Source organism: Pseudomonas akapageensis (assembly GCF_011355085.1).
GTDB classification, from domain to species: domain Bacteria; phylum Pseudomonadota; class Gammaproteobacteria; order Pseudomonadales; family Pseudomonadaceae; genus Aquipseudomonas; species Aquipseudomonas akapageensis.
This window is the reverse complement of record NZ_VXCP01000013.1, coordinates 1-17,457: the sequence shown is the minus strand read 5'-3', so window position 1 is coordinate 17,457 and position 17,457 is coordinate 1. Positions and strand designations below refer to the sequence as shown.

At 61.3% G+C, this 17,457-nt stretch carries 18 protein-coding genes and 4 tRNA genes; 19 read left to right on the top strand and 3 right to left on the bottom strand.

From position 1 onward, the window contains the following. The first annotated feature begins 120 nt into the window (after window positions 1-120). From ribF to ispH, 5 genes are all read left to right on the top strand, one after another. Window positions 121-1,080, top strand: coding sequence for a bifunctional riboflavin kinase/FAD synthetase (ribF, locus tag F2S13_RS10185; protein ID WP_166360352.1), 960 nt, complete (start codon window positions 121-123; stop codon window positions 1,078-1,080). A gap of 1 nt (window position 1,081) precedes the next feature. Continuing rightward, window positions 1,082-3,913, top strand: a complete 2,832-nt coding sequence (ileS, locus tag F2S13_RS10180; protein ID WP_166360351.1) for an isoleucine--tRNA ligase — start codon at window positions 1,082-1,084, stop codon at window positions 3,911-3,913. Continuing rightward, window positions 3,906-4,421 (top strand): signal peptidase II, encoded by a 516-nt coding sequence (gene lspA, locus F2S13_RS10175; protein WP_166360350.1) that lies wholly within the window; start codon window positions 3,906-3,908, stop codon window positions 4,419-4,421. Before ileS ends, lspA begins: the two co-directional genes overlap by 8 nt. Before the next feature lie 4 nt (window positions 4,422-4,425). After that, window positions 4,426-4,866: an FKBP-type peptidyl-prolyl cis-trans isomerase gene (locus F2S13_RS10170; RefSeq protein ID WP_178119002.1), complete on the top strand. Its 441-nt coding sequence runs from the start codon at window positions 4,426-4,428 to the stop codon at window positions 4,864-4,866. A gap of 68 nt (window positions 4,867-4,934) precedes the next feature. Further along, entirely contained in the window at window positions 4,935-5,882 is a 948-nt protein-coding gene (ispH, locus tag F2S13_RS10165) for a 4-hydroxy-3-methylbut-2-enyl diphosphate reductase (protein ID WP_166360348.1), read from the top strand. Here ispH and F2S13_RS10160 read toward each other — a convergent pair. Further along, complete coding sequence (locus tag F2S13_RS10160) at window positions 5,877-6,437, bottom strand: GspH/FimT family pseudopilin (RefSeq protein ID WP_166360347.1); 561 nt, start codon at window positions 6,435-6,437, stop codon at window positions 5,877-5,879. The genes ispH and F2S13_RS10160 overlap by 6 nt on opposite strands. A gap of 118 nt (window positions 6,438-6,555) precedes the next feature. Between F2S13_RS10160 and F2S13_RS10155 the strand changes: the two genes are divergently transcribed. Genes F2S13_RS10155 through thiO form a run of 7 tightly spaced genes read left to right on the top strand, consistent with a single transcriptional unit; the run spans window position 6,556 to window position 10,598 of the window. Next, window positions 6,556-7,017 (top strand): GspH/FimT family pseudopilin, encoded by a 462-nt coding sequence (locus F2S13_RS10155; protein ID WP_166360346.1) that lies wholly within the window; start codon window positions 6,556-6,558, stop codon window positions 7,015-7,017. Continuing rightward, window positions 7,017-7,466: a type IV pilus modification protein PilV gene (pilV, locus tag F2S13_RS10150; protein ID WP_166360345.1), complete on the top strand. Its 450-nt coding sequence runs from the start codon at window positions 7,017-7,019 to the stop codon at window positions 7,464-7,466. Before F2S13_RS10155 ends, pilV begins: the two co-directional genes overlap by 1 nt. Then, on the top strand, window positions 7,463-8,179 hold the full coding sequence (locus F2S13_RS10145; RefSeq protein WP_166360344.1) for a PilW family protein: 717 nt from the start codon (window positions 7,463-7,465) through the stop codon (window positions 8,177-8,179). The genes pilV and F2S13_RS10145 overlap by 4 nt, the downstream gene beginning before the upstream one ends. Window positions 8,180-8,187: 8 nt before the next feature. Then, window positions 8,188-8,661: a pilus assembly PilX family protein gene (locus F2S13_RS10140; protein ID WP_246237858.1), complete on the top strand. Its 474-nt coding sequence runs from the start codon at window positions 8,188-8,190 to the stop codon at window positions 8,659-8,661. Then, window positions 8,648-8,992 (top strand): hypothetical protein, encoded by a 345-nt coding sequence (locus F2S13_RS10135; RefSeq protein WP_166360343.1) that lies wholly within the window; start codon window positions 8,648-8,650, stop codon window positions 8,990-8,992. The genes F2S13_RS10140 and F2S13_RS10135 overlap by 14 nt, the downstream gene beginning before the upstream one ends. A gap of 12 nt (window positions 8,993-9,004) precedes the next feature. Continuing rightward, window positions 9,005-9,430 (top strand): type IV pilin protein, encoded by a 426-nt coding sequence (locus F2S13_RS10130; RefSeq protein WP_166360342.1) that lies wholly within the window; start codon window positions 9,005-9,007, stop codon window positions 9,428-9,430. Between the two features lie 58 nt (window positions 9,431-9,488). After that, window positions 9,489-10,598: a glycine oxidase ThiO gene (gene thiO, locus F2S13_RS10125; protein WP_166360341.1), complete on the top strand. Its 1,110-nt coding sequence runs from the start codon at window positions 9,489-9,491 to the stop codon at window positions 10,596-10,598. Here thiO and F2S13_RS10120 read toward each other — a convergent pair. Beyond that, window positions 10,595-10,828 (bottom strand): PP0621 family protein, encoded by a 234-nt coding sequence (locus tag F2S13_RS10120; RefSeq protein WP_166360340.1) that lies wholly within the window; start codon window positions 10,826-10,828, stop codon window positions 10,595-10,597. The genes thiO and F2S13_RS10120 overlap by 4 nt on opposite strands. Window positions 10,829-11,005: 177 nt before the next feature. Then, the gene (locus F2S13_RS10115) at window positions 11,006-12,022 is read right to left on the bottom strand and encodes an outer membrane protein assembly factor BamD (protein WP_166360339.1); all 1,017 of its coding nucleotides are present in this window, start codon (window positions 12,020-12,022) and stop codon (window positions 11,006-11,008) included. A 149-nt stretch (window positions 12,023-12,171) separates the two neighbouring features. On the opposite strand from F2S13_RS10115, the gene rluD reads away from it, so the two are divergent. The 7 genes from rluD to F2S13_RS10080 all read left to right on the top strand — a co-directional run bounded on the left by rluD (window position 12,172) and on the right by F2S13_RS10080 (window position 17,311). Continuing rightward, window positions 12,172-13,134, top strand: coding sequence for a 23S rRNA pseudouridine(1911/1915/1917) synthase RluD (rluD, locus tag F2S13_RS10110; RefSeq protein ID WP_166360338.1), 963 nt, complete (start codon window positions 12,172-12,174; stop codon window positions 13,132-13,134). Window positions 13,135-13,142: 8 nt separating this feature from the next. Beyond that, complete coding sequence (gene pgeF / locus F2S13_RS10105) at window positions 13,143-13,871, top strand: peptidoglycan editing factor PgeF (protein WP_166360514.1); 729 nt, start codon at window positions 13,143-13,145, stop codon at window positions 13,869-13,871. A 140-nt stretch (window positions 13,872-14,011) separates the two neighbouring features. Beyond that, window positions 14,012-16,576, top strand: coding sequence for an ATP-dependent chaperone ClpB (gene clpB / locus F2S13_RS10100; protein ID WP_166360337.1), 2,565 nt, complete (start codon window positions 14,012-14,014; stop codon window positions 16,574-16,576). A gap of 319 nt (window positions 16,577-16,895) precedes the next feature. Beyond that, a tRNA-Asn gene (locus F2S13_RS10095) sits at window positions 16,896-16,971 on the top strand. A gap of 10 nt (window positions 16,972-16,981) precedes the next feature. After that, window positions 16,982-17,058: transfer RNA gene (locus F2S13_RS10090), tRNA-Pro, on the top strand. A gap of 5 nt (window positions 17,059-17,063) precedes the next feature. Continuing rightward, window positions 17,064-17,139, top strand: a tRNA-Lys gene (locus tag F2S13_RS10085). A gap of 95 nt (window positions 17,140-17,234) precedes the next feature. Beyond that, a tRNA-Pro gene (locus tag F2S13_RS10080) sits at window positions 17,235-17,311 on the top strand. Window positions 17,312-17,457 lie beyond the last annotated feature (146 nt).

Here is a 17,457-nt window from a genome sequence, read left to right as displayed (position 1 = left end):
CTGACGGCAGGCGGGCCAGACGTCGGTTTTCCGATTTCGGTGCCACTGGGTGACGGTGTTGCCTGTCGTCGACGCCCGTGTGTGGTTATAATCGACCACTTTATGAGCAAGAAGCGCGTTATGCAGCTGGTTCGAGGCCTCCACAACCTGCGGCCCCAGCATCGGGGCTGTGTCGCCACTATTGGCAACTTTGACGGTGTTCACCGTGGCCACCAGGCTATCCTGGCGCGGCTGCGCGAGCGTGCGGTGGAGTTGGGCGTGCCCAGCTGCGTGGTGATTTTCGAGCCACAACCGCGTGAATACTTCGCTCCCGAGACAGCGCCTGCGCGCCTGGCGCGCTTGCGCGACAAGATCGCGCTGCTGGCCGAGGAGGGCGTTGACCGGGTGCTGTGCCTGGCGTTCAACCAACGCCTGAGCAAGCTCAGTGCGGCGGAGTTCGTCGACACTATCCTGGTCGACGGGCTGGGTATCCAGCACCTGGAAGTCGGCGACGATTTCCGTTTTGGCTGTGATCGCCTGGGCGATTTCGATTTCCTGCAGCAAGCCGGCATCGTCCAGGGCTTCACCGTCGAGGCGGCGCAAACCGTCGAGCTGGACGGCATTCGCGTCAGCAGTACCGAGGTCCGCAAGGCCCTGGCCGCTGCCGACTTTGCCCTGGCCGAGCGGCTGCTGGGTCGCCCGTACCGGATTGCCGGGCGGGTGTTGCATGGCCAGAAGCTGGCCCGTCAGCTGGGTTGGCCGACGGCCAATATCCAGCTCAAGCGGCGTCGCGTGCCATTGACCGGGGTCTATCTGGTCAGTGCTGAAATCGACGGCAAGCCGTGGCCGGGCGTCGCCAATATTGGCGTGCGACCGACCGTTTCAGGTGATGGCAGTGCCCACCTGGAAATACACCTTCTGGATTTTGCCGGTGATTTGTATGGCCGGCGTTTGACGGTGGCGTTCCACCACAAGCTGCGTGATGAGCAGCGTTTCGCCTCCCTGGAGGCGCTGAAGACGGCGATCGATGCGGATGTCGCCGCCGCCCGTGCCCATGCCCTTAATTCCGAGCAGCGGCCAACCGCTAACCCAAGAGCCTGAAATGACCGACTACAAAGCCACTCTGAATCTTCCGGACACCGCCTTCCCGATGAAGGCCGGCCTGCCCCAGCGCGAGCCGCAAACTCTGCAGCGCTGGGACAGCATTGGCCTGTACCAGAAGCTGCGCGAGATGGGTAAGGATCGTCCAAAATTCGTCCTGCACGATGGTCCTCCGTACGCCAACGGCAATATTCACATCGGTCATGCGGTCAACAAGATTCTCAAGGACATGATTGTCCGTTCCAAGACCCTGTCGGGCTTCGATGCCCCGTATGTACCGGGTTGGGACTGCCACGGCCTGCCGATCGAGCACAAGGTCGAAGTGACCCACGGCAAGAACCTGGGCGCCGACAAGACCCGCGAGCTTTGCCGTGCCTACGCCAGCGAGCAGATCGAAGGGCAAAAGGCCGAGTTCATCCGTCTGGGCGTGCTGGGCGACTGGTCCAACCCCTACAAGACCATGAGTTTCACCAACGAGGCCGGTGAAATCCGTGCCCTGGCCGAAATGGTCAAGAACGGTTTCGTGTTCAAGGGCCTCAAGCCCGTGAACTGGTGCTTCGATTGCGGTTCGGCCCTGGCCGAAGCCGAGGTCGAGTACGCCGACAAGAAGTCCACTTCCATCGACGTGGCCTTCCAGGTCGCCGATGACGCCAAGCTGGCCGCTGCTTTCGGCCTGGCTGCCCTGGGCAAGCCAGCCTCGATCGTGATCTGGACCACCACCCCGTGGACCATCCCGGCCAACCAGGCACTGAACGTCCACCCGGACTTCAACTACGCCCTGGTCGATGTCGGCGACAAGCTGCTGGTGCTGGCCGAAGAGCTGGTCGAAGCCTGCCTGACCCGCTACAACCTGCAGGGTTCGGTACTGGCGACCGTGCCGGGCAAGGCGCTGGAGCTGATCAACTTCCGTCACCCGCTCTACGACCGTCTGTCGCCTGTCTACCTGGCTGACTACGTCGAACTGGGCGCCGGTACCGGCGTGGTGCACTCGGCCCCGGCCTACGGTGAAGACGACTTCATCACCTGCAAACGCTACGGCATGGTCAACGACGACATCCTGACCCCGGTGCAGAGCAACGGTGTGTATGTCGATACGCTGGAGTTCTTCGGCGGCCAGTTCATCTGGAAAGCCAACCCGAACATCGTCGACAAGCTGGTCGAAGTCGGCGCGCTGATGTACACCGAAACCATCAGCCACAGCTACATGCACTGCTGGCGCCACAAGACTCCGCTGATCTATCGCGCCACCGCGCAGTGGTTCGTCGGCATGGACAAGCAGCCGACCAGCGGCGATACCCTGCGTCAGCGTGCGATCAAGGCCATTGAAGACACCGCCTTCATCCCGGGCTGGGGTCAGGCGCGCCTGCACTCGATGATCGCCAACCGTCCTGACTGGTGCATCTCCCGTCAGCGCAACTGGGGCGTGCCGATCCCGTTCTTCCTGCACAAGCAGAGCGGTGAATTGCACCCGCGCACCGTCGAGCTGATGGAAGAAGTCGCCAAGCGCGTCGAAGTCGAAGGCATCGAAGCCTGGTTCAAGCTGGACGCTACCGAGCTGCTCGGTGAAGACGCCGCGCACTATGACAAGATCAGCGACACCCTCGACGTCTGGTTCGACTCCGGTACCACCCATTGGCACGTACTGCGCGGCTCGCACCCGATGGGCCACGAGACCGGTCCGCGGGCCGACTTGTACCTGGAAGGTTCCGACCAGCACCGCGGCTGGTTCCACTCGTCCTTGCTGACCGGCTGCGCCATCGACAACCACGCGCCGTATCGCGAGCTGCTGACCCACGGTTTCACCGTGGACGAGAACGGCCGCAAGATGTCCAAGTCGCTGGGCAACGTGATCGCTCCGCAAAAGGTCAATGACACCCTGGGCGCCGACATCATGCGTCTGTGGGTTTCGGCTACCGACTATTCGGGTGAAATGGCCGTTTCCGAGCAGATCCTGCAGCGCAGCGCCGATGCCTACCGACGTATCCGCAATACCGCGCGCTTCCTGCTGTCGAACCTGACCGGCTTCAACCCGGCCACCGACATCCTCCCGGCCGAAGAAATGCTGGCGCTGGACCGTTGGGCCGTGGACCGTACCCTGTTGCTGCAGCGCGAGTTGCAGGAACACTACGGTGAATACCGCTTCTGGAACGTCTACTCCAAGGTGCACAACTTCTGCGTGCAGGAGCTGGGCGGTTTCTACCTGGACATCATCAAGGACCGTCAGTACACCACCGGTGCCAACAGCACCGCGCGGCGCTCCTGCCAGACCGCGCTGTTCCACATCTCCGAAGCGCTGGTTCGCTGGATCGCACCGATCCTGGCGTTCACCGCCGACGAGCTGTGGCAGTACCTGCCGGGCGAGCGCAACGAATCGGTGATGCTCAACACCTGGTACGAAGGCCTGAGCGAGCTGCCGGAAGGCTTCGAGCTGGACCGCGCCTATTGGGAGCGGCTCATGGCGGTCAAGGTAGCGGTCAACAAGGAACTGGAGAACCAGCGGGCGGCCAAGGCCATCGGCGGTAACCTGCAGGCCGAAGTGACGCTGTTTGCCGATGACGCGCTGACCGCCGACCTGGGCAAGCTCAGCAACGAACTGCGTTTCGTGCTGATCACGTCCACTGCCAGCCTGGCGCCGTTGGTGCAGGCGCCGGCCGATGCCGTGGAAACCGAAGTCGCCGGGCTCAAGCTCAAGGTGGTCAAGTCGTCCCACGCCAAGTGCGCCCGCTGCTGGCATTGCCGCGAGGACGTCGGGGTGAACCCCGAGCATCCGGAAATCTGCGGTCGTTGCGTCGACAACATCAGCGGTGCCGGTGAGGTGCGTCACTATGCCTAATGCCACTGCCGGGCGCTTCGGGCGCCTGAGCTGGCTCTGGTTGAGCATGCTGGTCCTGGTCATCGACCAGGCCAGCAAGTTCTATTTCGAGAGTTCGCTGAGCCTGTACCAGCAGATCGTGGTCATTCCCGACTACTTCAGCTGGACCCTGGCCTACAACACCGGCGCGGCCTTCAGCTTCCTGGCCGAAAGCTCGGGCTGGCAGCGCTGGTTATTTGCCCTGATCGCCCTGGTGGTCAGTGCCGTGCTGGTGGTCTGGCTCAAGCGCCTGGGCCGCAACGAGACCTGGCTGGCTGTTGCGCTGGCGCTGGTCCTGGGTGGTGCGCTGGGCAATCTGTACGACCGCATCGTGTTGGGTCATGTGATCGATTTTATTCTGGTGCACTGGCAAAACCGCTGGTACTTCCCGGCGTTCAATATCGCCGATAGTGCGATTTCGGTAGGTGCGGTGATGCTGGCGCTGGATATGTTCAAAAGCAAGAAGACCGGAGAAGCCGTTCATGACTGATCAGTTGTTGGCCGAAACACGCATTGGCCAGAACACGGAAGTCACCCTGCATTTCGCTTTGCGCCTGGAGAACGGCGACACTGTCGACAGCACCTTCGACAAGGCGCCGGCGACGTTCAAGGTGGGCGATGGCAACCTGCTGCCAGGTTTCGAAGCGGCGCTGTTCGGCTTCAAGGCCGGCGACAAGCGCAACCTGCAGATCCTGCCGGAAAACGCCTTTGGTCAGCCCAACCCGCAAAACGTGCAGATCATCCCGCGCAGTCAGTTCCAGGACATGGAGCTTTCCCACGGGCTGCTGGTGATTTTCAACGACGCGGCCAATACTGAGCTGCCGGGTGTGGTCAAGGCATTCGATGACGCGCAAGTGACCATCGACTTCAACCATCCGTTGGCTGGCAAGACGCTGACCTTCGATGTCGAGATCATCGACGTCAAGGCGCTGTAACCCTATCGCGAGCAACCGCACAGCGGTTGCAACGATTATTTCCTTGCCCGCAAGACACGAGGCACAGCATGCAAATCAAACTCGCCAACCCCCGTGGCTTCTGCGCTGGTGTGGACCGGGCGATCGAAATCGTCAACCGTGCGCTGGAAGTCTTCGGCCCGCCGATCTACGTGCGGCATGAAGTGGTGCACAACAAATTCGTCGTCGAAGACCTGCGCGCACGTGGCGCGATCTTCGTCGAAGAGCTGGATCAGGTGCCGGACGACGTCATCGTCATCTTCAGTGCCCACGGGGTTTCCCAGGCCGTGCGTCAGGAAGCTGCCGGTCGCGGCCTGAAAGTGTTCGATGCAACCTGCCCGCTGGTCACCAAGGTGCATATCGAAGTGGCGCGCTACAGCCGCGACGGCCGCGAATGCATCCTCATCGGCCATGCCGGCCATCCTGAAGTCGAAGGCACCATGGGCCAGTACGACGCCAGCAATGGCGGCGCCATCTACCTGGTCGAAGACGAAAAGGATGTGGCCAACCTGCAGGTGAAGAATCCTGACGCGCTGGCATTCGTCACCCAGACCACGCTGTCCATGGACGACACCAGCCGGGTAATCGATGCCCTGCGGTCGCGCTTCCCGAACATTGGCGGGCCACGCAAGGACGACATCTGCTACGCCACCCAGAACCGCCAGGACGCCGTCAAGCAACTGGCCGACGAGTGCGATGTGGTACTGGTGGTCGGCAGCCCGAACAGCTCCAACTCCAACCGTCTGCGTGAACTGGCCGAGCGCATGGCGACTCCGGCCTACCTCATCGACGGTGCCGAAGACCTGCAGCGCAGCTGGTTCGACGGTGTCGAGCGTATCGGCATCACCGCCGGCGCCTCGGCTCCGGAAGTGCTGGTGCGCGGCGTGATCCAGCAACTGCAGGCGTGGGGCGCAACCGGCGCCGATGAGCTGGCCGGTCGCGAGGAAAACGTGACCTTCTCCATGCCCAAGGAGCTCCGCGTCCGCTCGCTGCTATGAGCCCTGCCGCTCGCACAGGGCCTGTTCATCCAGGCCCTGCCGCTCGCACAGGGCCTGTTCATCCAGGCCCTGGCGCAAGCTGACTCTGCCGGACTTGGCCAGCACGACCTGATAGTGGCTCTTCGGATCGTTACCCTGGCAGATGTGCAGCGTGCCCGCCTGAAACGCGCCACTGGCATGCAGTGGTGCCCCCAGTTCGCTGAACCGCACGAAGTTTCTCACGGGCTGATTGCCGACAACTGTGACCCGGCCGCTTTCCCGGCGCTCGATCAACAGGGGATTGTCGCTGTCGTCATGGCCTTGGCCGCTGGCGTCGGCAGTGATTCGCCAGCCCTTGCTCCAGTCCTGCTCCACCGCATGAATGACCACCGGCTGATGACGCAGGATCGCTTCGCTGCGTGCCGTCCGTAGGCCAATGGCCAGTTGTTCGGCGGCCAGCTGCCGGTGCTGGCGGGCTGTCATGTCGGCAAATGTCGGCGTGGCCAGTTGCACGAGCACTGTGACGAGCGCCATCACCGCCAAAAGTTGAATCAGTGTCATTCCTTGTTGTCGCATGTGGGCTTCCTCCCTGGAAGCGTGCGCGTTCATCCCGGCCAATCACCTCACATCCCTTGGGTGCAAAGCCCGGTCCCGATGACTGGGTATAGTCGAACTTTCTCGAAAGCGAGTCCTGATGCACCAACGTTGTAACGCTTTTTCCTTGATCGAATTGTTGGCAACCGTAGGGTTGATTGCGATCCTGACGGCTCTGGTTACTCCGGCATTCAATGGAATGATTCAACGCAGCAAGGCCGATACGGACATGAACAACCTGATGCGAGCACTGAACTTCGCCCACCTGGAGGCGCTGGACCGAGGCCAGGGCCTGCGAGTGATGCCAAGTGTTGCCGGGGAGGGGTGGGCCGGTGAATTGAAGGTGTCGACGCTGGCCGATGGCACCCTGCTGCGCGTGGTGCCGCCAATGACTCGCGGCGCGCAGGTCGTTGTTCCTGGTGTCACGGCGATCGTCTTCAACAGCCTCGGTGGGCTGGCCGAACCGGGCAATGTCGTTGCCATGACTTATGTGCAGGGTTCGGTCACGCGAACGCTCGGGGTATGCGTCAACGGCCGCATCGTACAGGGCAGCACGTGCTGATGAGCAACTCAAGGCGTCAGCAGGGGGTGACACTTATCGAGGTGCTGGTCTCGCTGTTTATCCTCGCCGTTGGTTTGCTGGGCGCCGCAGCGCTGCAGCTCAATGCCTTGAAATACACCGACAGTGCGCTGATGAGCAGCCAGGCCAGTTTCATTGCCTATGACATGATGGACCGGATTCGCGCCAATCCCATGGCCGATTACAACCTCAATGCCCTTGCCGATGTGCCATCGGGTGTTACTGGCAACGACGCCAGGCTGCAGGACCTCCATGACTTCAAGACCAATATCCAGCAGTTCGCAGGCAGCACGGCAGAGGGGCGTATTCGAGTGGTCAGGCAGCAGGTGACCATCAGCATCGATTGGGACGACGCCCGGGCCGGCGGCGGCCTACAGACCTTCAGCCTGACCAGCCGGGTAGCCGTCAGTCCGCCAGGCGTGCCGCAATGAAGCGAGGCTCGGGCGGTTTCAGTTTGCTGGAAATGATGGTCGCGCTGGCGCTGGGTCTGGTCGTGGTCCTGGGTATTACCCGGATATTCATCGCGGCGAAGGATACGTACCTGGCGCAGACGGCTTCGGCGCAATTGCAGGAAGACGCCCGTTTTGCCCTGAGCAAGATGATCCAGGAAATCCGCATGGTGGGCATGTTCGGTTGCCTGGCGACCGACGCCATGACCTATGCCGATGCCTCCATCGCCCGCGAGTTTGCCAACCCCATCACCTTTGTCCGCAATGCCGATGGCAGTGCGCAGACGCTGACCCTGATCAGTGCCGGAACGGGTCTGGCGGGAGGAAGGCCGACCTGGACGATCGTCACCGACTGCCGGACTTCGGCCCATGCGTATCGGGATGCCAAAGCCGCAGGTAGCGGGCAGTTCGCCCTACCGGTGCACAAGCTGGTCTATTCCGTGGAGAACCATCAACTGAAGCTGCAAGCCGGTGGCAGCCCGGCTGTCATGACCGACAACGTCGCGGCCCTGAAGATCTCCTTTGGCGTTGCCAATCAACCCTCCGACACTGCTGTGGCCCGTTACAGCGACTCGCCGAGCGACCCTGCGACCATCCGCAGTGTCAGGTTGAGCCTGACACTGAGTGATCCCGCCGGGCGGGTCAGGGACCAGACCTACAACGTTGTCGCGTCACTGCGCAATCGGCTTGAGTAGGGGAAGTCATGAAAGGTACGCAAAATGCCCAGAAGGGCATGGCCCTGGTGGTGAGCCTGATCTTCCTGTTGCTGCTGACCCTGATCGGCATCACCGCCATGCAAAATGCCACGCTGCAGGAAAAAATGGCGGGCAGCGTCAAGTTGCGCAACGCGTCTTTCCAGCTGGCCGAGACAGCCCTGCGCACCGGAGAAAACCTTGTGCAAGACGCTCATTTCAATTTGGCCCCCTGCAGGTTTTGTCTGCCGCCGCCGGAGTCGACCCGGGTCACTGCAGCCGGAGTCTACGCCGGTAGCGGGCCAAGCTCGGGCGTGGCCTGGGTGAAGGCGGGCGATGGCTTCTACATGATCCAGAACCTGGGTAAAACGGCCTTCGCGGTCAATGTGCCGCAAGGGGAAACCGCCACCTTGTATCGGGTAACCGCCATAGGCCTGCAAGGCGCTTCAAGGTCGGTGCTGGAGAGTGTGTATGCGAAATATTGATTGTCTGGCCTTCGCAGTGCTGTTCGGGCTGTCTGTGGCGATCTCGGCCGAGGAAGTTGCGCCCGATGAACCGCCCCATTGCCTGAACGTGCCGGTGCAAGGCGGGAACCTGGCCATTGATTCGTGCTCGAATTCCGGCGCAACGCAGGTGGGAAAAACCCCGGACAAACCCGTTCCCGACAGGCCTGGCGACGGCGCCAACGAAATTGAAAAGGGCGTTCCCGATGCACCTGGCGATACCGGGGCTTCCGGGCTCGAGAATGACGTCCGCTCAGAGGACACCAATGAAACCACGGGTTCGCGACGAATCATGTGGCGGCAAATCATGTAGACAGGGTTATTCATGCGACTATTTCTACCCGTGAGAAACAAGGGCTTCACGTTGATCGAGTTGTTGATTGTCGTGGCCGTCATCGGCATTCTGGCCAGCATTGCTTACCCCGGTTACACAGAGCACATTAAAAAAGCGCAACGCACGGAAATTGTCGGCCTGTTGGCCGAGACCGCGCAAAAGCTGGAACGGCATTACTCGCGCAGTGGCCAGTACAGTGATACGCAGACGGTTGTCACCCCCGTGCCTGCCGGCAATGACTATTACAGCCTGAGCGCCACGCGCGATGAGCAGGACTTCACCCTGACCGCGGTGCGCAAGACTGGCGCGTTGATGGCCGGCGATAAATGTGGCGACTTTGTGCTCACCCATACCGGAGCGCGCAGCAACCCTGACATCAGCACCGACGTCACTGTCCAAAGCTGCTGGGGGCGTTGACCGCATTTTTTCATGGCGCCTGGCGCCATCGGTTTACTTTTTGGCGTTGGATCATCAGATGACAAAGCAAGTAGTGATTGTCGGCGGCGGCGTGATTGGCCTTCTGACTGCGTTCAACCTGGCGGCGCACGTCCAGAGCGTCGTCGTGCTCGATCGCGGTGCCCTGGGGCAGGAATCCTCCTGGGCTGGGGGCGGAATTGTTTCCCCGCTCTATCCCTGGCGCTACAGCGCGGCAGTCACCGCCCTGGCCCATTGGTCCCAGGACTTTTATCCACAGCTGGGCGAGCGTCTGTTCGGCGCCACCGGGGTCGATCCCGAAGTGCATACCACCGGTCTCTACTGGCTCGACCTGGAAGACGAGCAGGAGGCTCTGGCCTGGGCGGCACGCGAGGGGCGGCCGCTGAGGGCGGTGGATATGTCGGCGACCTACGATGCGGTACCGGTGCTGGGGCCTGGATTCAATCGGGCGATCTACATGGCGGACGTTGCCAACGTGCGTAACCCGCGGCTGGTGAAGTCCCTCAAGGCGGCGCTGCAGGCCATGCCCAACGTCGTGCTCAAGGAGCATTGCGAGGTTACCGGATTCATTCGCGAAGGCCAGCGGATCTGTGGTGTCCAGACTGCAACCGGCGATGTGCCGGGCGACCGTGTCGTGCTGACCGCCGGTGCCTGGAGTGGAGAATTGCTGCGTCCGTTGGGGCTGGACCTTCCGGTTGAGCCGGTCAAGGGTCAGATGATTCTGTACAAGTGTGCCGAAGACTTTTTGCCCAGCATGGTCCTGGCCAAGGGCCGTTATGCGATCCCGCGCCGTGATGGTCACATCCTGATCGGCAGTACCCTGGAACATGCCGGTTTCGACAAGACGCCGACCGAGGTTGCCCTGGAAAGTCTCAAGGCGTCGGCCGTCGAGTTGCTGCCGGCCCTGGCCGAGGCCACCCCGGTTGCCCACTGGGCAGGCTTGCGCCCGGGCTCACCGGAGGGCATTCCTTATATCGGCCAGGTGCCAGGGCTTGATGGGCTGTGGCTTAACTGCGGGCACTATCGCAACGGCCTGGTACTGGCGCCGGCATCGTGCCAACTGTTCGCCGACCTGCTGCTTGAGCGCGCACCGATCATCGACCCGAAACCTTACGCACCCAGCGGGCGCCTGGGGTTGATCGAGGCTTAGCGCTGCCGCTCGTCGGGCCCTTTTTCCAGATGGGCCTGGCTGCAATACCAGTTGCCCCCTCGCGTTATCGCCCGGTCTTTTGGCAGGTGTACGCCGCATTGGGCGCAGCGCACCATCTTCAGCGGGCTGTCGAGGCTATTGTCCCGACGGGGAGCCTCAGGCGATTTGAACTTGCGCCAGAACCAGAAGGCGGCGGCGATCAGGGCAATCCAGAACAGTAGGCGAACCATGGCGTCCAGCTTAGTCATTGAAGAGCTGGCAGTTTAGCCAAGGTGGTGGCGGTAGCACAGAGTAATGTGGTGCGGCTGCCGGCCCTATCGCTGGCTTGCCAGCGATGAGGCCCGAAAAGACACCACAAATAAAAAAGGGAGGCTCAGAGGCCTCCCTTTTTCCCGCCACACTGACAATCAGTCAAAAATACCGAACGTCATGTAGCTGAACCACGAGCGATCACTGTTGTTGCCTTCAGCTTCGTGATTCTCTTCTTGAGCGGCATCGCCTTCTTTAGGCAACAATTCAGACGGAATCGCTTCCTTGGCGTCTTCGTACTGCCTGATCACGTCCTGGTTGGCGCGGGTTTCACCCGGTGGCAGCGGTGCTTCGGTGCCGATAAAGCCCAGGGTCGCCTTGGACAGCCAGGAGCGGTTGTCGGCTTCTTCTTCGCGAGGCACGAACTGGCCATCGACCAGGCTCGGGTGGTTCGGGTAGTTCAGTTTCAGGGTTTCCAGGCTGGTGGCCGCCAGGTCATCCAGGTGCAGGCGCATATAGGCTTCGGTCATCACCGCCAGGCCGTCGCCGACCGATGGTGTTTCCTGGAAGTTTTCCACCACGTAACGACCGCGGTTGGCTGCTGCGACATAGGCCTGACGGGTCAGGTAGTAGTCGGCTACGTGAATTTCATAGGACGCCAGCAGGTTGCGCAGATAAATCATGCGCTGCTTGGCATCAGGCGCATAACGGCTGTTGGGGAAGCGGCTGGTCAGCTGGGCGAACTCGTTGTAGGAGTCGCGGGCAGCACCCGGGTCACGCTTGGTCATGTCCAGCGGCAGGAAACGCGCCAGCAGGCCCCGGTCTTGCTCAAACGACGCCAGGCCCTTGAGGTAGTAGGCGTAATCGACGTTCGGGTGCTGCGGATGCAGGCGAATGAAGCGCTCGGCAGCGGACTTGGCAGCCTCTGGCTCGGCATTCTTGTAGTTGGCGTAAATCAGCTCGAGTTGCGCCTGGTCGGCATAGCGGCCGAACGGGTAGCGCGATTCCAGAGCCTTGAGCTTGGTCGTGGCGCTGGTATAACTATGGTTGTCCAGGTCGGCCTGCGCCTGCTGGTACAGCTCGGCCTCGCTCAGGTTTTCGTCGACGACTTCCTTCGACGAACAGGCAGCAGTGAGTCCGAGGATGGCGATCAGCAGCAGGTGTTTCACTTGCATGGCGGCTTGCGTCCCTATGACGGCCGCTGTCTTGGGCGAGGCCGTCCTGTTATGATGGGCGCCCCGTGGAACCCTCGGGGCAAAAGACGCCGTATTTAACCACAAGCGCGCAGCCGAAACCAAAGGCTACGCCGCCGCCTAGTCCGAGCATGTCCGAGATCATACAACTTCGCGCAGAGGTGCCGTCCGAACTGGGCGGGCAACGCCTCGATCAAGTCGCCGCACAATTGTTCGCCGAGCACTCACGCTCGCGCCTTTCCGCCTGGATCAAAGAGGGCCGCCTGACTGTGGACGGAGGCGTCCTGCGCCCGCGTGACATTGTTCATGGTGGCGCCATACTTGACCTCAACGCCGAGCAGGAAGCCCAGGGCGAGTGGGTGGCCCAGGACATCGAGCTGGATATCGTCTACGAAGACGACGACATCCTGGTCATCAACAAGCCTGCGGGCCTGGTGGTGCATCCGGCTGCCGGCCATGCCGACGGCACCCTGCTCAATGCCTTGCTGCACCACGTGCCGGACATCGTCAATGTTCCACGTGCCGGCATCGTCCATCGCCTGGACAAGGACACCACCGGTCTGATGGTGGTGGCCAAGACTATCCAGGCCCAGACGCAGCTGGTCGCCCAGTTGCAGAGCCGCACGGTCAGCCGCATCTATGAATGCATCGTGATCGGCGTAGTGACGGCCGGTGGCAAGATCAATGCCCCGATCGGTCGGCATGGCCAGCAGCGCCAGCGCATGGCGGTGATGGAAGGCGGCAAGCAGGCGGTGAGCCACTACCGCGTGCTGGAACGCTTCCGTTCGCACACCCATGTGCGAGTCAAGCTGGAAACCGGTCGGACCCACCAGATCCGTGTGCACATGGCCCATATCAACTTCCCGTTGGTCGGTGACCAGGCTTACGGCGGGCGTTTCCGCATTCCGCCGGCAGCCAACCCCACCATGGTCGACGCGCTGAAGACATTCCCGCGTCAGGCTTTGCATGCCCGGTTCCTGGAGCTGGACCATCCGACCACCGGTAAACGCATGAGCTGGGAATCGCCACTGCCGGACGATTTCGTCTGGTTGCTGTCGCTGCTCAAGCAGGACCGCGAGGCGTTTATCGGATGAGTGCACTCATGCGCGACTTGCTGATTCCCGACTGGCCCGCGCCAGCCGGGGTCAAGGCGTGCGTGACCACTCGCGCGGGCGGCGTCAGCAAGGTGCCGTTCGACAGCTTCAATCTCGGTGACCATGTCGGCGATGAGCCGGCAGCTGTTGCCGAGAATCGTCAGCGCCTGACGTCAGAATTTTCCATTGCTCCGGCCTGGCTCAAGCAGGTGCACGGAGTCGTGGTGGCGGATGCCGATCCGGCGCAGATCGCCGAGGCCGACGCCAGCTGGACGGCAACGCCCGGCATCGCCTGCACGGTGATGACGGCCGATTGCCTGCCAGCGCTGTTCTGCGACCGCGCCGGGACCCGTGTAGCAGCTGCCCATGCGGGGTGGCGCGGGTTGGCGGCCGGTGTGCTCGAGGCCACCGTTGACAGTTTGAGTGTGCCGGGGTCGGAGATTCTGGTCTGGTTGGGGCCGGCCATCGGTCCGCAAGCCTTCGAAGTCGGCCCGGAAGTGCGCGAAGCCTTTATTGCCACACATCCCGAGACAATTCAGGCCTTCGTCCCGAGCGTCAATGCCGGACGTTTCATGGCCGATATCTATGCCCTGGCGCGCCTGCGCCTGGCGGCCCATGGCGTGACGGCCGTTTACGGCGGTGGCGCGTGCACAGTCAGCGACCCGCGCTTCTTTTCCTACCGCCGCAACAACCCTACCGGGCGTTTCGCCTCGCTGGTCTGGCTCGAAAACGCTTGAACGCACGAGCCAGCTGACCTGCGTCAATCCCGCTAAGCTTGAATCTTTCAGAATCGACCGCATCTAGAGTGGTATCTCTGGCAGGTTTTTCTTCATCAGGTGTGTCCATCGCTCCGGCCTGCCCATAAGGAAGGTGACTCATGCGTATAGACCGTTTGACCAGCAAGCTGCAATTAGCGTTATCCGATGCCCAATCCCTGGCGGTGGGCATGGATCACCCGGCCATCGAGCCGGTGCATCTGTTACAGGCCCTGCTCGAGCAGCAGGGTGGTTCGATCAAGCCCCTGCTGATGCAGGTGGGTTTCGATCTCAACAGCCTGCGCAAGGCGTTGAGCAAAGAACTCGACCAACTCCCGAAAATCCAGAATCCCACGGGCGACGTGAACATGTCCCAGGATCTGGCGCGCCTGCTCAACCAGGCCGATCGCCTGGCCCAGCAAAAGGGTGACCAGTTCATTTCCAGTGAGCTGGTGCTGCTCGCCGCCATGGACGACAGCAGCAAGCTGAGCAAGCTGCTGCTGGGGCAGGGCGTCAGCAAGAAAGCCTTGGAAAATGCCATCAACAACCTGCGCGGCGGCGAAGCGGTCAACGACCCGAACGCCGAAGAATCGCGCCAGGCCCTGGATAAATACACCGTCGACCTGACCAAGCGCGCCGAAGAGGGCAAGCTCGACCCGGTCATCGGGCGTGATGACGAGATTCGTCGCACCATTCAGGTCCTGCAGCGGCGGACCAAGAACAACCCGGTGCTGATCGGTGAGCCTGGCGTGGGCAAGACCGCCATTGCCGAGGGCCTGGCCCAGCGCATCATCAATGGCGAGGTGCCGGACGGCCTCAAGGGCAAGCGCCTGCTGTCCCTGGACATGGGGGCGCTGATCGCCGGTGCCAAGTTCCGTGGCGAATTCGAAGAGCGGCTCAAGGGGTTGCTCAATGAACTGTCCAAGCAGGAAGGGCAGATCATTCTGTTCATCGACGAACTGCACACCATGGTCGGCGCCGGCAAGGCCGAGGGCTCCATGGACGCAGGTAACATGCTCAAGCCGGCCCTGGCCCGTGGCGAGCTGCATTGCGTCGGTGCCACAACGCTCAATGAGTACCGTCAATATATAGAGAAGGATGCCGCCCTGGAGCGACGCTTCCAGAAGGTGCTGGTCGATGAGCCGAGCGAAGAGGACACCATTGCCATCCTGCGCGGCCTGAAGGAGCGCTATGAGGTCCACCACAAGGTGGCCATCACCGATGGTGCGATCATTGCCGCGGCCAAGCTCAGCCATCGCTACATTACTGATCGGCAGCTGCCGGACAAGGCCATTGACCTGATCGACGAAGCGGCCAGCCGCATTCGCATGGAAATCGACTCCAAGCCGGAAGTCCTCGACCGCCTGGAACGGCGCCTGATTCAGCTGAAGGTTGAATCCCAGGCCCTGAAGAAAGAAGACGACGAAGCCGCGATCAAGCGTCTGGAGAAGCTGACCGAAGAAATCACCCGGCTGGAGCGTGAGTATTCCGACCTGGAAGAGGTCTGGAACTCGGAAAAAGCCGAAGTGCAGGGCTCGGCGCAGATCCAGCAAAAGATCGAGCAAGCGCGTCAGGAACTCGAAGCCGCGCGTCGTCGGGGCGACCTCAGCCGCATGGCCGAGCTGCAGTACGGGGTGATCCCGGATCTGGAGCGCAGCCTGCAGATGGTCGACCAGCATGGCAAGAGCGAAAACCAGTTGCTGCGCAGCAAAGTCACCGAAGAGGAAATTGCCGAAGTCGTGTCGAAATGGACCGGCATCCCGGTGGCGAAAATGCTCGAAGGCGAGCGTGAAAAACTGCTGAAGATGGAAAGCCTGCTGCACCAGCGTGTGATTGGCCAGGAAGAGGCCGTGGTGGCCGTGGCCAACGCCGTGCGCCGGTCGCGCGCCGGGCTGTCGGATCCGAATCGCCCAAGCGGCTCGTTCATGTTCCTCGGCCCTACCGGCGTCGGCAAGACCGAGCTGTGCAAGGCGCTGGCGGAATTTCTGTTCGACACCGAAGAAGCCATGGTGCGCATCGACATGTCCGAATTCATGGAGAAACACTCCGTGGCCCGGCTCATTGGTGCTCCACCGGGGTATGTCGGCTACGAGGAGGGTGGCTACCTGACCGAAGCCGTACGGCGCAAGCCTTACTCGGTGGTGCTGCTCGATGAAGTCGAGAAGGCCCACCCGGATGTGTTCAACGTGCTGCTGCAGGTGCTTGAAGACGGCCGTCTGACCGACAGCCAGGGGCGTACGGTGGATTTCCGCAATACGGTGATCGTGATGACCTCCAACCTGGGCTCGGTGCAGATCCAGGAGCTGGTGGGTGATCGTGAGGCGCAACGGGCTGCGGTGATGGATGCCGTGGGTTCGCACTTCCGCCCCGAGTTCGTCAACCGGATCGATGAAGTGGTGATTTTCGAACCGCTGGCACGCGACCAGATTGCCGGCATCACCAAGATCCAGCTGGGTCGCCTGCGCAGCCGTCTGGCTGAACGTGACCTGAGCCTGGAGCTGAGCGACGAGGCGCTGGAAAAACTGATCGCCGTGGGTTACGACCCGGTCTATGGTGCGCGGCCACTCAAACGTGCCATTCAGCGCTGGATCGAAAACCCGTTGGCGCAGTTGATCCTGTCCGGGCGCTTCCTGCCAGGCACCACCATCACCGCCAACGTGGCGGACGACGAGATCGTGTTTGCCTGAGCAAACCGCTGTTGAACCTAAGGCCTCGATTTTCGAGGCCTTTTTTTTATTTCAGGGGTTTTTTCCCTTTGCATTTTTCTGCGAGTGCTTGTAAAGTGCGCCCCGCTGTATGTCACACCGCAGATCGCCAGGCTTCAACGGGGATCTGAAAAAAAGTTGCAAATTCAGCGAGTTGAAAGCGATTTAGGTGTTGACAAGGGTTTTAAAAATTGTAGAATAGCGCGCCTCAGAGACATGAACGCAGCGATGCAGGAAGTCGAAGAGTTCAACGCGGTAGCGATACAGTGTTTGAAGCTTGCAGTAAATTGAAATTGATAGTTCCGCGATAGCTCAGTCGGTAGAGCAAATGACTGTTAATCATTGGGTCCCAGGTTCGAGTCCTGGTCGCGGAGCCAAATTTCAAACCGGGGTATAGCGCAGTCCGGTAGCGCGCCTGCTTTGGGAGCAGGATGTCAGGAGTTCGAATCCCCTTACCCCGACCATTTTTGGGTCGTTAGCTCAGTTGGTAGAGCAGTTGGCTTTTAACCAATTGGTCGTAGGTTCGAGTCCCACACGACCCACCATTTTTGACTCAGGTTCGCCGGAGTTGAATCTTAAAAGGACAGGCGCCACTAGCGCCTGACCACGGAAGGCGCCTTTATTGGTGCCTTTTTTTTACCGGGGTATAGCGCAGTCCGGTAGCGCGCCTGCTTTGGGAGCAGGATGTCAGGAGTTCGAATCCCCTTACCCCGACCATTTTCGCCCTGGCTGTATGTGGGGTAGAAAATCAGAGACTGAAGACAATGGCTTCAGACTCGACAAAAAAGGCGTCCTTCGGGACGCCTTTTTTTATGCCTGTTCGGTTTGTTGTGAGGCCATCGCTGGCAAGCCAGCTTGTATGG

Coding starts and splice junctions, on each gene's coding strand:
- ribF (WP_166360352.1), top strand. CDS start 121: ATGCAGCTGGTTCGAGGCCTCCACAACCTGCGGCCCCAGCATCGGGGC.
- ileS (WP_166360351.1), top strand. CDS start 1,082: ATGACCGACTACAAAGCCACTCTGAATCTTCCGGACACCGCCTTCCCG.
- lspA (WP_166360350.1), top strand. CDS start 3,906: ATGCCTAATGCCACTGCCGGGCGCTTCGGGCGCCTGAGCTGGCTCTGG.
- ispH (WP_166360348.1), top strand. CDS start 4,935: ATGCAAATCAAACTCGCCAACCCCCGTGGCTTCTGCGCTGGTGTGGAC.
- F2S13_RS10160 (WP_166360347.1), bottom strand. CDS start 6,437: ATGCGACAACAAGGAATGACACTGATTCAACTTTTGGCGGTGATGGCG.
- F2S13_RS10155 (WP_166360346.1), top strand. CDS start 6,556: ATGCACCAACGTTGTAACGCTTTTTCCTTGATCGAATTGTTGGCAACC.
- pilV (WP_166360345.1), top strand. CDS start 7,017: ATGAGCAACTCAAGGCGTCAGCAGGGGGTGACACTTATCGAGGTGCTG.
- F2S13_RS10145 (WP_166360344.1), top strand. CDS start 7,463: ATGAAGCGAGGCTCGGGCGGTTTCAGTTTGCTGGAAATGATGGTCGCG.
- F2S13_RS10140 (WP_246237858.1), top strand. CDS start 8,188: ATGAAAGGTACGCAAAATGCCCAGAAGGGCATGGCCCTGGTGGTGAGC.
- F2S13_RS10135 (WP_166360343.1), top strand. CDS start 8,648: ATGCGAAATATTGATTGTCTGGCCTTCGCAGTGCTGTTCGGGCTGTCT.
- F2S13_RS10130 (WP_166360342.1), top strand. CDS start 9,005: ATGCGACTATTTCTACCCGTGAGAAACAAGGGCTTCACGTTGATCGAG.
- thiO (WP_166360341.1), top strand. CDS start 9,489: ATGACAAAGCAAGTAGTGATTGTCGGCGGCGGCGTGATTGGCCTTCTG.
- F2S13_RS10120 (WP_166360340.1), bottom strand. CDS start 10,828: ATGGTTCGCCTACTGTTCTGGATTGCCCTGATCGCCGCCGCCTTCTGG.
- F2S13_RS10115 (WP_166360339.1), bottom strand. CDS start 12,022: ATGCAAGTGAAACACCTGCTGCTGATCGCCATCCTCGGACTCACTGCT.
- rluD (WP_166360338.1), top strand. CDS start 12,172: ATGTCCGAGATCATACAACTTCGCGCAGAGGTGCCGTCCGAACTGGGC.
- pgeF (WP_166360514.1), top strand. CDS start 13,143: ATGCGCGACTTGCTGATTCCCGACTGGCCCGCGCCAGCCGGGGTCAAG.
- clpB (WP_166360337.1), top strand. CDS start 14,012: ATGCGTATAGACCGTTTGACCAGCAAGCTGCAATTAGCGTTATCCGAT.